At 42.0% G+C, this 15573-nt stretch carries 11 protein-coding genes and 1 pseudogene; 2 read left to right on the top strand and 10 right to left on the bottom strand.

All coding sequences use genetic code 11. From position 1 onward, the window contains the following. The 3 genes and pseudogenes from FB6_RS10835 to FB6_RS16690 all read right to left on the bottom strand — a co-directional run. Window positions 1–1398, bottom strand: a complete 1398-nt coding sequence (locus FB6_RS10835; protein WP_174560016.1) for an AlbA family DNA-binding domain-containing protein — start codon at window positions 1396–1398, stop codon at window positions 1–3. Continuing rightward, complete coding sequence (locus FB6_RS10840; protein ID WP_174560017.1) at window positions 1388–3118, bottom strand: type I restriction-modification system subunit M; 1731 nt, start codon at window positions 3116–3118, stop codon at window positions 1388–1390. Before FB6_RS10840 ends, FB6_RS10835 begins: the two co-directional genes overlap by 11 nt. Before the next feature lie 241 nt (window positions 3119–3359). Then, a pseudogene (locus tag FB6_RS16690) lies at window positions 3360–3548 on the bottom strand (hypothetical protein); the annotation flags it as partial. 196 nt (window positions 3549–3744) lie between these two features. Between FB6_RS16690 and FB6_RS10850 the strand changes: the two are divergent. After that, on the top strand, window positions 3745–4524 hold the full coding sequence (locus FB6_RS10850) for a TorF family putative porin (RefSeq protein ID WP_121531932.1): 780 nt from the start codon (window positions 3745–3747) through the stop codon (window positions 4522–4524). Between the two features lie 45 nt (window positions 4525–4569). Here FB6_RS10850 and FB6_RS16695 read toward each other — a convergent pair whose 3' ends face one another. The 7 genes from FB6_RS16695 to kdpA form a co-directional block, all read right to left on the bottom strand. Then, the gene (locus tag FB6_RS16695) at window positions 4570–4785 is read right to left on the bottom strand and encodes a hypothetical protein (protein ID WP_121531930.1); all 216 of its coding nucleotides are present in this window, start codon (window positions 4783–4785) and stop codon (window positions 4570–4572) included. Between the two features lie 10 nt (window positions 4786–4795). Beyond that, on the bottom strand, window positions 4796–6211 hold the full coding sequence (locus FB6_RS10855; protein ID WP_004733098.1) for a glutamine synthetase family protein: 1416 nt from the start codon (window positions 6209–6211) through the stop codon (window positions 4796–4798). 195 nt (window positions 6212–6406) lie between these two features. Beyond that, the gene (locus FB6_RS10860) at window positions 6407–7120 is read right to left on the bottom strand and encodes a response regulator (protein WP_121531928.1); all 714 of its coding nucleotides are present in this window, start codon (window positions 7118–7120) and stop codon (window positions 6407–6409) included. 27 nt (window positions 7121–7147) lie between these two features. Next, window positions 7148–9796: a sensor histidine kinase gene (locus FB6_RS10865; protein ID WP_174560019.1), complete on the bottom strand. Its 2649-nt coding sequence runs from the start codon at window positions 9794–9796 to the stop codon at window positions 7148–7150. Window positions 9797–10003: 207 nt separating this feature from the next. Further along, window positions 10004–10606, bottom strand: a complete 603-nt coding sequence (kdpC, locus tag FB6_RS10870) for a potassium-transporting ATPase subunit KdpC (protein ID WP_174560020.1) — start codon at window positions 10604–10606, stop codon at window positions 10004–10006. Window positions 10607–10625: 19 nt separating this feature from the next. Continuing rightward, window positions 10626–12668: a potassium-transporting ATPase subunit KdpB gene (gene kdpB, locus FB6_RS10875; RefSeq protein ID WP_174560021.1), complete on the bottom strand. Its 2043-nt coding sequence runs from the start codon at window positions 12666–12668 to the stop codon at window positions 10626–10628. Window positions 12669–12679: 11 nt separating this feature from the next. Further along, window positions 12680–14404, bottom strand: coding sequence for a potassium-transporting ATPase subunit KdpA (gene kdpA, locus FB6_RS10880; RefSeq protein WP_039908909.1), 1725 nt, complete (start codon window positions 14402–14404; stop codon window positions 12680–12682). Window positions 14405–14718: 314 nt separating this feature from the next. Between kdpA and FB6_RS10885 the strand changes: the two genes are divergently transcribed. Continuing rightward, a complete protein-coding gene (locus FB6_RS10885) occupies window positions 14719–15516 on the top strand; it encodes an undecaprenyl-diphosphate phosphatase (RefSeq protein ID WP_004281622.1) in 798 nt (265 codons plus the stop codon). The last annotated feature ends 57 nt before the right edge of the window (window positions 15517–15573 follow it).

Raw genomic sequence — 15573 nt, forward strand, 5'->3', positions numbered from 1 at the left:
TTACTTCCCAAACTCTTTCTTAATCGCCCAATAGCCACGAGTTCCACCCATACGCTCAAGCCAGCCTGCATCTTTTAAATGGTTTAGATGTTTTTTCACTGCTGATTCATTAATACCGAGCTGCTCTGCCATATAGCGATAGGAAACTTTCGGATTGTGCTGAATTAAAACTAAAATCTCTTTTTGCCGATCAGTCAGCATATCTTCTTGGATTGAGCCACCTATTGAGCCACCTATTGAGCCACCTATTTTCTCAGTCGAAGGACGGTAAAACTCCCAATCGACAAAATCCCCTTGTGCTTTCAGTTGAGGTTCAGCATTGCCTGACTGTAAACAAAGATCTTTAATCCGGGCAATCCCGCTGCCCCACTGCTCGATATAACCCAGCTCTTTAAACACACGGGCCAAGACACGATTACGGATCTCGGAACGACCTTGCGCCAAATCTTCTTCAGTCAGACCATTGGGCAAACCACCCGGAGATACGATATTTAGGATGTCATCATAGATACCGACCTTAATATCACGCCCTGCATTACTATAGTCACGATGTAACACTGCATTAACCAAGGCTTCACGAATTGCAGGAATGGGGATTTCATAACTTTCTGTACGTTGTAACCCTAAAATTTCAGCACGTAGATGCAGATGGTTTTTGATGAATTGCTCTGTTTGCTTCAACTGACTAAATAAGTCTCCACGGTATTCTTTTTTATCCAAAAATACTGTCATGGTCGCGCCTTTAAAGCGGCTACATTTAATCTCAACCTGCTCATAAAGCCCCAACAAAATGAGTAACCCATGACTTGGGTAATCCTGTCCATTCTGCTGAATGATCAATTTGAGATTACGCATTTTCTGCAAAGACAGTTCTTTGCCCAGCTCAGCAAAGGCATGCTGCAAAGGCTGTAAATCAATGTCATCTAAACTGTATTGTGGATTCGGCTGTTCATCAAAAGTTTGGTTCAGGCGTTGCAATTCAAGTTGCTGGATATACTCAGACGATGCTACACGATTACTTGCACCCAAACGGATATAGGTCCCCAGTGCCTTGCCTTGCGGCTTGAGATAATAAGGCAATAATGAACCACGGCTGACTTCAATCACCAGCAACTCTATGCCTTGGATATTCTCGATATAGATATACGGCAGAATGTTCGGCATACACAGTTCATTGATCATCGAAGTGATCTGATCTTGCAACTCAAAAATATCATCTTGAATACCTACGAGTTGGCGATCATCACTTACACCCACCACCAATTTACCGCCACTGGTATTGGCAAAAGCAATCAGGGTCTTTGCCACCTGTTGCCCTTTCGGCAACTGCTCTTTAAATTCAAGGGTTTGACTTTCACCCTTCTGAATTTCCAGCAATAAAGAATGATCAGAACTCATAGCCCAAGCCCTTTAGATTCTTTTTAATCTCACTTTCCAAGACCGCACTTTCAGCAAATTGTTCTTTGAGCTGAGCAGTCAAACGCAGCATTTTCTCAGCAAATGGTTCGCCATCATCTTCCTGCTCGACTGCACCTACATAACGCCCTGGGGTCAATACATAGTCGTGCTTCTGAATATCTTTTAACTCAGCAGAGAAGCAGAAACCTTTCTCATCTTGATACGCTTCGCCTTCAAAATTTTCGCCTTGTTGCCAAGCATGTAAAGCATTGGTGATTTTAGCAATATCTGCATCGGTAAAGTCACGCAGTACACGATCTTTCATATAGCCCAAATTACGGGCATCGATGAACAGAGTCTTGCCTTCACGGTTGGCTTTCTTTTTATCTAAAGACAAGCCATTCTTTTTGTCCTTAGTTAGAAACCAGATACAGGCTGGAATTTGCGTGTTGGTGAACAGTTGTCCTGGTAATGCAACAATGCATTCCACCAGATCGGCTTCGATCAAGTTTTTACGGATCTCACCTTCATTGTTGGTATTGGAACTCATCGAACCATTGGCAAGTAACAATGCCATACTGCCTGTAGGTGACAGATGGTGCAGCATGTGCTGCATCCAAGCAAAGTTGGCATTACCTTGTGGTGGAGTGCCATATTTCCAGCGCACATCACTTTCTAGAGAAGCATGCCACCAATCCTTGATATTAAAAGGCGGATTGGCCATTACAAAGTCGGCACGCAAGTCTGGATGCTGATCCTCTAAAAAGCTGTCAGCATTCTTTTTACCAAAATTAAAATCAATCCCGCGAATCGCCATGTTCATGGCTGCCAGTTTCCATGTGGTCGGGTTACTTTCCTGCCCATAGATAGAAATATGCTTTTTTTGCTCTGATGCTTTGTAATGCTTTTCTTGCGCATGTTGTTCAATGAACTTTTCACTGGATACAAAGAATCCGCCTGAACCCATCGCTGGGTCATACACTCGCCCTTTATAAGGCTGCAACATTTCAACGATTAAAGTTACAATGCTTTTAGGCGTGTAGTACTGCCCACCTTGCTTGCCTTCAGCCAAAGCAAACTGTCCTAAAAAGTATTCGTAGACATGCCCGAGAATATCTTTACTGTGCAGACTGAGTTTCTCGCCATTATATTCAGGCTTGGTAAAACTGGTGTCAGAGAAGGTGTTGATCAGATCAAGCAGCTTGTCATTGTCCAGCTGATACTGTCCAATACGATTCAGAATACCCTTAAGCTTTGGATTGGCTTTTTCAATTTCATCAAAGGCATTGTCAATCAGCCAGGATACAGAGCGTAGTTTGACATCTTGCCCTTGTTCATCCTGCCAAATGATAGAGCCAATCGCTTGTGCTGCTGCATTACGGATACTTAACCAACGTGCTGCTTTTGGCACCCAAAATACGTTTTTTTCTTGGTAGTAATCCAGTATTTCTAATTCATCAGCAATAGCCTGTTGGTATTCTTCTTCGCTGTCGTACTGATCACGCGGCATGTAATAGATGTTGTGATCGTCTTTTTGTGCAAACAATTCTTTGAGTTCAGATTGCCGTTCATCAAAAGCATCTGATACATACTTTAAGAAAATCAGTCCTAAAACAATATGCTTGTAGTTAGCGGCATCCAGACTGCTGCGTAATTTATCGGCGGCTTTCCAAAGCTTGTCATCTAAGTCATTTAGAAATTTTTGTTCCAATGAATGCATTTTATTTCCTCAATCCAAGATCAACCGCTTTGGTTTTATACTTAATGTTAAACAATGTTGCTAAGTTAGCATATCTACGACCTATTAAAAGTCATGCACTTAACAAAAAAAATAGAGATTAATTAAGTCTTGTTATTTTAACGGGATAACTATAGCTAAAATAGTACTTTGACGACTCCCACGACTAATACTGTCGTAAAAAAAGAGCAACCTAGAAAGCTGCTCTTTTCCAACCAACCGATTAGTTGACGGGTCTGACTGATTGCTGCAACCCCTGCTGAATATCCTGCACAAACCCTTCATGCGAAGCTTGTTGCTCCACCGTACGGTTTTGTGCTTGTTCAGGGTAGTATTCCTCCAGCACATCTAACCCTTCCTCTATATCCGTTTCAAACCGTGCATTGGCAAAACTCTTCCTTGCGGTAAAGTCTAATGATTCTATGAATACACCTAACTTTTTCAACTAACTACAAATGTGTTGCACTTGGGATTTGAATCTGCGACTTTAAAAAATATTCATCTTAAATTTTATACTTATTTTACGCAAAATTTACGATAATTTTATTATATATCAATAAATTAAAACATAACATACATTACTTCAATGACTACTAATTTAAAGTGTTATGAAAAAATTATACCATCTACTTTTTAGCCTTATACCGCTCTATTCAAGTTATGCTTTTGCTACTGGAGATGAAAGCTCTCCCGCTTTAAGCTTTGCAGGTAATGTATCATTGGCCAGCGACTACCGCTGGCGCGGCCAAACGCAAACCCAGAATGATCCGGCCTTGCAGGGAAACTTTGTTTTAAGCCATGCTTCAGGATTTTATCTTGCTGCATTTGCATCGAATGTTGATTTTGATGACGAAGTAAATTTAGAACTGGATCCCCAGATCGGCTATACAGCGCCAATCGCGCTAGGTTCAATCCATCCTGCAGTTGATCTTGGCATGCTGCGCTACAATTACATCGGCAACAGCGATTTAAATTATAATGAATACTATTTCAAAATGATCTTTAATGCGTTGCTGCATCAGAACGATAGCTTTACACCAAGCATAAGCTATACCTATAACTATGGCGGCAAAGCTGCCAGTGACAGTATAGGTAAAGATATCTCAAATTGGTATTTTAATGTCTTATATGCTACACCGATTGCTCAAACTAATTTTGGCACAAATGTTAGCTTAGGTTATTCCAAAGCAAATCAGGACATTTATGGTTCTGAAGCAAAAGACCATTTTTTTGATTGGAAAATTGGTGCAACTTACCGCTATAAGCCAATGGGAATAAATGCAGAATTAGCAGCGGTTGGTAGTAATTTAAAAACCAAAGACTTTACAAGTCAAAATAAAAAAGGGGTAAAAACTGAAGCAGTATTCACCCTGACTAAATCTTTTTAAAAGTTAAATGCCAATAGTATCAGCAATTCTATTGGCATAATTATTTTACTTGAGTGATTTGAATATATGATCTATCTCACTTCGATTAAAACCTCTTTCTTTAAAAATAGTATGAATTATTTTTTTCATACTTTTTGACGCATACTGGTATTTCTTTACTAAAATGTCAGAATCAATTTCCTGTAAACTATACTTCAAATACAATTCTTCATTGAGCTTCTGATTTCTAGCATCCTCTTCATTATTTATCGTGTTATACATTTTTAAGCAGTTAAATATCCCAATGTTGTTCGATCAAAGTAATTTGGCTGTACATATACTGATGCTCAGCACGTTTAACTGCACACCATAATTCCATAAATCTTTTGCCGAGATATTTTTGCAAAACAGTATTCCGGTGAAAAAATGTTAAAGCATCCAGCTGATTCGTACTTAAAAAGTGCGGCTGATGTTTATTTTTTATCTGAGTGGCTTGCTGTGGAATTTCCAGATTCTGTGTCAACCCATGCAGTGTGCCGATCAAAATCAGGGCTGCAGTTAAATAAGGATTGCAATCCGCACCTGCAACACGATATTCCAAGCGTTGATTTTCATTGTCCGAACATGGTATGCGAATGGCCACATTGCGGTTATTCACGCCCCAATTAGCTTCTAAGGGCACATGGTTTCCAGCTTTAAACCGGCGGAATGAGTTTACATTCGGGGCAAGCACGGCCATGGACGGCGGCAGCAAGACTATCAGCCCGCTGATCGCCTTTAATAATTGCCGTGACGGTAAAGGATTCTGCTTCATGCTGAAAATATTCTGCTGGTCTTGATTTAACAAACTCATGTGAAAGTGCATGCCGCTGCCCGCTTTATTCAGATCAGGCTTAGCCAAAAAGCTTGCATGTAACCCATGTTCTACAGCGACTTGCTTAATGGTGCGCTTTAGCATCATGATCTGATCGCATAGCTTCAAAATATCACCGCTATGCTGAATATTAATTTCGTATTGCCCGGAAGATGATTCCGAGACTAAGCCTGTAATCTGAATCCCCTGCAAAAGGGCAATTCGTTCAATTTCATCCAGAACGTCTTGATATTTATCTTGCACATTCACATCAAAACATTGATTTAAATAAATCTGATTGGAGCCAGATTTTTCATTGCTGTCAAATAAATAAAACTCCAATTCTGCGGCCATGCAAGGATAAAAGTTTTGATCATGCAGCGCTCTTAAACTTTTTTTTAAAATATTGCGCGGTTCAACTTCGCAATCTTGATGATTGTCATCTTTCATGGTTAGGAATAACTGTGCATTGGACTCCGGATTTAAAGCGCAGGGCTGCAGGCTTCCCAATATAGGTTTACATAAATAATCCGGCTCACCGATCGATTTTCCTAAACCCGATTCTTCAATCACTTCTCCATCAAGACTCATGGCATAAATAGACATTGGGAAATAACAGCCTTGTGCAATATTTTTTAGACCGACAATATCTATGCGCTTGCCGCGGACATGACCATTCAGATCGTGCAGGCAAATCTCAACATGACGGGTATTGGGATAGCGCTGCAGATAGTTTTCGATTTCTTCTGAAAATAGAATATCTTCAATATCGCAGCATTGACGCGCAGATGGCATGGATTCAGGGACCGCTTCTTCGTCAGCTATATTATGTCTAGCCATGAGTAAATTACTCATTATTTTGTCCTGTTAAATATTAACAATGATCAAAATAAAACAAGTTCTACCGAATGTAACGTAAATAAACCGTAAAAAATAGACCTTCAATATTATTATATTTCATCATTAAAATTATAAAACAAACACATTTTAAAATAATTTTAAAAAATAAAATTCAACATGACTAATATAAAATGTATGACATATTTTATATTAATAAATATTCAAAAATCTCAATCCTACTCCTGGTTCGGTAATAATATATTTAGGCTGCACAGCATTATCATTTAACTTCACTCTTAATTTAGCAACCAGAATCCTTAAATAATGCGTATCTTCTTGGTGCGTTGGCCCCCACAGCTCTTTCAGTATTTGCGGCTGGGTAATCAATTGCCCTTTATTTTTCGCCAATAAATTCAGCAGCTGATATTCTTTGCGCGTTAAGGAGAGCAATTGTTGATTTAAAAAAACCTGCCGTTTGGAAAAATCGATTTTTAATACGCCATCATCAAAAATTGCCGTATAAACAGTACTATGCTGATGCTGCCTAAGCAGTACACGAATGCGCGCCATCAGCTCCTGAACACTAAACGGCTTGGTCACATAATCATTTGCGCCAGCATCCAACAGCTTCACTTTTTCTTCTTCATTTGCCCGCACAGACAGCACTATCACTGGAACGTGCGACCATGTGCGAAGCTCAGACAAAACCTCATAACCATCCAAATCTGGCAAACCCAAATCGAGGATCACTAAATCCGCGCCTTGCAAAGCTAGGAGTTCCAAACCCTTTTGGCCATTTTCAGCCAAAAGCGTTTTATAGCCTTGCGCTCTGAGTGCTATATCCAAGAATTTTCGAATCTGATTTTCATCATCAATAATCAAGACATTGGTCATGGAGCTGGCTGATTCATTCTGTTCTGGCATTTTCCCACCTAAAAGCTGCTAGATGCTTTAAGTAATTTGCTGAATAGGAAGCTGTATGCGGATACATGTTCCTTGATTGTTCTTGCCTGATGATGCCATGATTTTCCCCATATGCGCACCCACAATCGCTTTCACAATCGTCAAGCCCAAGCCTGTACCATATTGCCCGCGGTCACCGCGCTGCATGGTATAAAACATGTCAAAAATGCGTTCCCGCTCACCTTCCGGGATACCCTGCCCCTTATCAGTTATGGCAATTTCGATCTCATTTTCATTCACCTGCTGCACCTCAATCATCACAGCTTTATTCTCTGGTGAAAATTTTGCGGCATTTTCCAGCACATTAAAAATGGCCTGTTCAATCAAGGCGGCATGTACAAATAAACTCAAAGATTCTTGAGGCGCATGCACTTCAACCAATGCATCTGGCATATAACGGTTTAAACGGCGCACTGCTGAACCGATCAGTTCATCAACTCCAATCCAGTCCCGCTTCAAGCTTAAGCCTTCATGGCCTAAACGGGTCATATCCAGTAGGTTTTGAATATAGCGGTCTAAACGCTCCCCCTCTAAATGAATCGCTTCCAGCAAGCTGTCCTGATCATTTTCATTCATGGAATGGCGGTAAGTGCTCAAAGTATCCGCTGCTCCAATCATCGACGCCAAAGGCGAGCGTAAATCGTGCGATACGGATGATAATAATGCCGAGCGCAATTTTTCCGTTTCAGAATTCACATTGGCTATTTCCAAAGCCTTGGTCAGCTGGGTGCGGAAAATCGCCTGCGCAAGATACTCTACCATGAGTTCAGCGAGCTGTTTTTGCTCCGTATTGATTACTGCTTGCACATCTTTAAGTTTCAACCCCACCACGCCTAAGCATTGCTTGGAAGCCAATAAGGGCAAAAACCACCACTCATTTTCCGTCAAGGTTTGGGTAAAGCGACCGGACGGTTGATGGTTTTTGAATGTCCAATCGGCTGAAATTTTTTCTTTATTACTCATGATAGTGGATGATGCTTGAGTTGCTGCAGTATCTGGGAAATACAGCCAGACATCTGCATTGAGATTTTTACTCAGGCTATGTTCAGCAATCTCCTTGATTTGTGCCAAATCTAATGCTGTGGACAGCTTCTGCCCTAAATCCTGCATAATGCTGTTATAACTGTTCGCCGTTTTGAGTGCAGTCACCTGTTCTTTCAAACGTGACGCTAATCGGCTCGAAATTAAAGCCGCGCCCAAAAATGCAACCACGGTGACAATCCCCTGATGTGCAGAAATCTGAAATGTAAATTGCGGGGAAATAAAGAAAAAATTATAAGCTAGAAAGAACAGGATGGCTGAAAAAGCTGCAGCCAGCATCCGTGTTTTTGATGCCACAAAAACCACAGCGGTGATAAAAATCACCGAAAGATCTTCAATCCCTAAATACTTTTCCCCTAAGCTTGCAATCACAATGCTGATGACCGTGGTGGCTAGTACGTACTGTATTTCTCTCAGCGACAAGAATGCCCTTTGAGTGAAAAAGGACAAATGCTTATTCTCTGCAATAATCGGCACAATACTGAGTTCAAAACTGGGCCGGTATTGCAACAACTGATCAATCAAATTGAGCCTTAAATTCAGCGAAAACTTTTGCGGAGCCGCTTGTGCTAAAACCAAGGTTGAAATGCCGCGGTCCATCACATAATCAAATAAAGTTTTAGCATGTTGCTGGCCGTGAAGGACTTCAGTCATTCCGCCCATTTGACGCGTTAAGTTTAAAGCCCGTTCAATTTCACGGCTTTGCGAGTTTTCCTGTTTATTCATGATTTGCGTATCATGAGAAAAAGCAACAACTGTCCAGTTTGCCGCACGATGCTCGGCAATACGGCATCCAGTCCGAACTAAAGCTTCAGAATGCCCTTTGCCATCAATCATAATTAAGACATGATTTTTTAAGGGAATTTGAGCAAGCCCTTGAATGGCGAAATTTTCGCGTACATCATTATCAACATAATTGGCCACAGTTTGCATTGCCAGTTCACGCAGTGCCGTTAAGTTGGAGCTGTTGAAAAATCGCTGCAAGGCCTGTTCGGCCTGCTCAGGCACATAGACCTTTCCTTGGTTTAAGCGCTCCAACAGCTCATTTACAGGCAAATCAATCAAGCGGATATCTCGAATCCGTCCGAATACCCGGTCTGGCACGGTTTCAGTGACACGAATCCCTGTTATTTGATATATCACATCATTCAAACTTTCCAAATGTTGAATGTTCATGGTTGTAAAAACATCAATTCCAGCATCTAATACTTCATTGATGTCTTGCCATCGTTTTTCATGACGGCTGCCGGGCATATTAGTGTGGGCAAACTCATCCACCAAAACAATACTGGGCTTTTTTTCCAAAACAGCATCCAGATTCATTTCCTCCAGATGCTGCCCTTGATATTCAATAGCCTTGCGCGGAATAATCTCTAAACCAGAAATTAAATTTTCAGTTTCTTTACGGCCATGCGTTTCTACATAGCCAATGACGATATTGATGCCCTGTAGCGCTAGCTCATGTGCGCGAACCAGCATGGCAAAGGTCTTCCCCACACCCGGAGCTGCGCCTAAAAAAATCGTCAGTCGCCCAGACTGATAACGCTGGGTATGTTGCAGCAAAACATCGGCTTTATTGGTTCGTTGATCTGTCATAGAAGTAATCTTTATTTATTGCTTTAAAAGATGTTTTTTAAATTCATTTTAATACGTCTAAAATTAGCTTGGCTATTGCTGGGCGATATAGAGGCCGCCGTTGGGCGGAGGTTTAGAACACCCCCCTCGCCCAACAATCGTATGTAACTTAATTCAAATTATTTAATAGCGTTCAATCACTATATTTTAATCTTCAAGCCATTCATATCACTTCCCGCCCCGATCCAAAGCCAAATTCAATTCAAGCACATTGATACGTGCCTGCCCTAAAATCCCAAAAATCGGCTGAACCGTATGCGACTGAATCAGTTTTTCGACATTCTGTTCAGGCATATGCCGTGCATGGGCAATCCGCTTCACTTGAATCATGGCTGATTGCACGCTAATTTCAGGGTCGATGCCGCTGCCTGAAGCGGTGACCAGATCCGCAGGAATTTTAGATTTTTCAATCTGTTCCTTCGCTGCGATTCGATTCAGCCGTTCCTCTATGGCGTTCTGCAGTTCAGGATTGGTTCTCGCCATGTTGCTTCCGGCCATCGCCATAGGATCATAATTTGCGGCAGATGGACGCGGATGGAAATATTGAACTTGGGCAAAAGGCTGTGCCACTAAGCGTGAACCGATCACTTGATTATTTTCGACAATCAAGCTGCCGTTGGCTTGTTTTGGAAAGAGCATTTGTCCTAAGCTGGTTGCAGCAGCACTATATACAAAGCCGCATAAGCCTAGAGCAATGATGGTCATTCCAAACGAAGCGCGCAGTTTCTCACCCCATGATGAGTCTGCCAATTGATGATTTTGCATATTCACTTTGTCATCCTCAAAAAATTTATAGGGCCAAGATTGGACTGATCAGCAGATCAATCGCTTTAATGGCAATAAACGGTAGCAGCACCCCGCCCACACCATAAATCAGCATGTTGCGGCGCAATAATTGGGTAGATGTCGAAGGTTTGAATTTCACACCGCGCAGTGCAATTGGAATCAGCATAGGAATAATGATCGCATTAAAGATCAGCGCAGACAGGATGGCACTTTCAGAACTGCCTAGTTGCATGACATTTAACACATGCATTTGCGGAATTGCCGCGACGAATAATGCCGGCAAAATTGCAAAATACTTTGATACATCATTTGCCAAGGAAAAGGTGGTTAATGCACCGCGAGTAATCAGCTGCTGTTTGCCTATTTCAACCACAGATAGCAATTTGGTTGGATCAGAATCTAAGTCCACCATATTGCCTGCTTCTTTGGCTGCTTGCGTTCCCGAGTTCATGGCTAAGCCAATATCTGCTTGAGCCAACGCTGGTGCATCATTAGTGCCATCGCCGACCATCGCGACCAAGTGCCCTTTGTTTTGCTCGGTTCGAATACAAGTGAGTTTATCTTCAGGTTTGGCCTCAGCAATATAATCATCCACACCAGCTTCGGCAGCGATGGCCGCTGCTGTGAGCGGATTATCTCCGGTCACCATCACAGTTTTAATGCCCATTTCACGTAAGCGCGCAAATTTTTCTTTAATGCCTTGCTTAATCACATCCGATAGTTCAATCACCCCCAGCAAATGATGGTCTTTGGCCACCACCAGCGGCGTTGCCCCTTTTGAAGCTACTTGTTCTACGCGCGCTTTCAGTTCGGCATGATTTTCAAGGTTTTGCGAAGCGAATTTAAGAATGGCATCCATAGCGCCTTTACGCACTTGATGACCATCCGCCAAGTTAAGACCTGAAATGCGTGTTGAAGCATTAAAAGCGATAAATTCAGCCTGTTCAGGCTCGGCCACTCTTTCACCTTGCTCTTTGGCCAAAGCCACCACCGATTTACCTTCTGGTGTTGGATCGGCCAAAGAAGTCAGTACCGCCGCTTGGCGAAGCTCAGACTCCGTCACTCCTGTTAATGGATAAAAAGCGGTCGCCTGACGGTCACCGTAAGTAATAGTTCCTGTTTTATCGAGTAGTAAAACATCTATATCGCCTGCAACTTCAACCGCCTTGCCTGATTTGGCAATCACATTGGCTTTGAGCGCTCTGTTCATCCCTGCAATCCCAATAGCTGGCAATAAGCCGCCAATGGTGGTTGGAATCAAGCAGACCAATAGCGCCACCAATAAAATCGGGCTGATTTCCATATTCAGGAAATGTCCAATCAACGGCAGGCTGACCACGACGATTATAAAAGTCACAGTCATCACGGTCAGTAAAATACCTAAGGCAATTTCATTCGGTGTTTTTTGACGGTTTGAGCCTTCGACTAAAGCAATCATTCGGTCGAGAAAGCTATTCCCCGCCTCTGCGGTCACTTGCACGATGATCCGGTCTGTTAAGACTTTGGTTCCGCCAATCACCCCAGATTTATCTGTGCCCGCTTCACGGAGTACCGGCGCAGATTCACCTGTTACTGCAGCTTCATTGATCGTGGCAAAGCCCTGAATTATTTCACCATCTGCGGGAATCAATTCCCCTGCACGCACTTCAATCAAGTCATGCATGTTCAATTCAGCCGCTGAAATCTGCACCCCATCCATATCATCTTTAGAATGGATACGGCGCGCCGTCAAATTCTGACGAGCTTGACGCAGTGATGACGCCTGTCCGCGGCCTTTGGCTTCAGCAACCGCTTCGGCATAATTGGCAAAGAGAACCGTCACAAATAAAATCAACGTCACCAAGAAACCAAAAACCAAACTAGATTGACCTAGAATTGTACTGATCAGTGTAATCAGCGTGCCAAGCCAAACGATGGCCATCACTGGATTTTTAATCACATGCTGCGGCAGCAGTTTAATAAAAGCATTTTTCCACGCTTCAGCTTGAAATAAGGTTGAAGCTATGGTGTTTTGCTGTGTTTGAACAGCGTGTTTTGAATGATTCATTGTACTCACCCTTAACCTTGAACCAATAACAGATGATCAGCGATTGGTCCCAAGACCAGGACTGGCATAAATTGCAATAAGGTCAACATCACCACAATTGCGATTAACGTTAGTGCGAATGTTGGCGTTTCAACTTTTAAACTGCCACTGCTTTCAGGCGCTTGGCGTTTAGCAGCTAAACGTGCAGCGATGATTAAAGGAATAATCAAGGTCGGGAAACGGCCGAGCAATAAAGCGATACCGCAAGTGACATTCCACCATACGGTATTGTCTGCCAGCCCCTCAAAGCCTGAGCCGTTGTTGGCAAATGCAGAGACATATTCGTACAACACTTGGGAAATGCCGTGGTATTGTTGATTGCTGTTGCCCGTCAATTCAGGGAAAAATACGGTTATTGCCGTTAAACCAAGAATGACAATGGGTTGAATCAGAATCACCACAGCGAGCAATTTGATTTCACCGGCTTCAATTTTCCGTCCAAACAGCTCTGGAGTACGCCCTGTCATTAAGCCAGCAATAAAGACCGCTAAAAACAGATAAATAATGAATTGCTGCAAACCACAGCCAATTCCGCCCCAAATGGCATTGATCAGCATATTGGACAATTGCACCATGCCTGTGAGCGGAGCAGATGAATCGTGCATCATATCCACAGACCCGTTATTGACTTGGGTGGTGACCGCTGACCACAAGGCAGAAGATGCTTCGCCAAAACGCACTTCCTTACCTTCCATGACTGAAAGCAATGTTGACGTCGATGAAAGGCTTTCTGACCAGATAGCGCTGACTGCGGAAATGATCGACATCAGCAGCATCGAAGCAAAGACAAAGCCAGCGAATTTGGCGCGTTTGGTGAAAAAGCCCAGCATGAAAATCACCGAAACAGGGATCAGTAAAATCGCAAGCATTTCTAGAAAGTTTGACAATGGTGTCGGATTTTCCAAAGGTACACTGCTGTTCGGACCATACCAGCCACCACCATTGCTACCTAATTGCTTTATCGCCACCATTGGTGCAACTGGGCCTAAAGGTATTTTTTGCGCTGTTAATTCGCTGCTTTGATCGATGACTTGAACTTCTGGTCCGCCTTGAAAAGTCGATGGCACACCTTGGCTAGTGAGCAGCAATGACCAAACCATGCATAAAGGAATCAAAAAGCGGAATGTCGGACGAATCACATCAGCCCAATAGTTGCCGACATCAATTTGCTGCACTTTATGCTTAAAGCTGGTTTGCTTATCGGTTTCAGAAAGCACATTGGATTGTTTATAAAATAGTGCTCGTACTGTTGCCACCACCATTGCGAGCCCCATCATCGGCGTGATGATCTGCAAGCCGACAATGCCAACCATTTGCGATAAATATGACAGTTGCGCCTGTCCTGAATAGTGCTGCTGATTGGTATTGGTCAAAAATGAAATCATGGTATGCAGCGCCAAATCCCATGACATATTCGGTGCATGGTTTGGATTCAGCGGCAGGCTGGCTTGAACCATAAATAGAATCCAAGTCACCAAACCGATCACCGCACAGCTCATGACAAAATTGAATGAATAGGTTTTGACATTCATTCCCCGTTTGGGATTGGTTCCTAAAACCGCGTAAATGGGCTTTTCAATCCAATTGAATAGAGGATCAATTTTCATCTCGCGGTTGTGCATTATCGCTGCGAGGTATTTACCCAAGGGATAAGCCAGAACAAAGACGATGGCTAAAAGCAAAGCAAACTCTAACATGGCATTTCACTCCTATGTTTCAGAGCTGAAATCTGCTTAAAGAAGTTGAAATAAGATATATTTTGATTGTTTTGTACAACGCAATTTTTTTGATGCTGTACCTGCTGATGCGCGTGAATGACCGCACTCATGTTTTTCATCCTAAGCATTGGGATATTCCACTATCTAGTATGAAAAATAAAACCGTAAAGTCTCTATCCATAACTTTGGATACCGCGTAAAGAAAGCGTAAAAATTTGGCTCAGTGCATTTATAAATGCAGAAAAATATCTTAAAAGTGATCGCTATTATTATTCTGTGACTCACTTTTATTTATGGATATAATTTCAGTACTTAAAGCCTTATTTTTAGGTTTTATAGAAGGTTTAACGGAGTTTTTACCCATTTCCAGTACTGGTCATTTAATTTTATTTGGCCATTTAATTGATTTTCATTCAGACTCAGGCCGTGTCTTTGAAGTTGTCATTCAACTGGGCGCAATCTTAGCCGTTTGTTGGCTCTACCGTAAAAAAATTATTAATCTACTACATGGTTTTATATCAGGTGATTACCATGCGAGACGTTTTGCGATAAATGTCTTCATTGCATTTATTCCTGCAGTAGTGATCGGAGTTATAGCTGTTGATTTTATTAAACAAGTTTTATTCAGTCCTTCGGTTGTTGCATCTGCACTGATTATTGGTGCACTGTTAATTTTTGCTGTAGAAGCTAAAAATTTTAAAGTCCAAACCATTGAGGCAACCAATATTGGATTCAAACAGGCCATTGTTATTGGTTTGGTTCAATGTCTTGCGATGATTCCGGGGACTTCACGGTCTGGTGCAACCATTATTGGGGGGATGTTGGCGGGTTTATCACGTAAAGCAGCTACTGAATTTTCTTTTTTCCTTGCCATACCAACAATGCTTGGTGCCGCTACTTATGACATATTTCGCAACGTTGATGTTTTAACTTCAGAAAATTTATTGAATATTTCCGTAGGCTTTGTAACCGCATTCATCGCAGCTTTGCTTGTGGTAAAAGCCATGGTTAAATTTGTAGAAAAACATACTCTAAAAGTTTTTGCTTGGTATCGCTTGGTATTAGGTTCAATCATCTTATTTATTTTTTAATACAAGCAAAAAAAAATAAATAAATTAAAGAGAACTCTCTGTTCTCTTTAAGTTTTT

This window comes from Acinetobacter bouvetii (assembly GCF_902753875.1).
GTDB lineage: Bacteria > Pseudomonadota > Gammaproteobacteria > Pseudomonadales > Moraxellaceae > Acinetobacter > Acinetobacter bouvetii_A.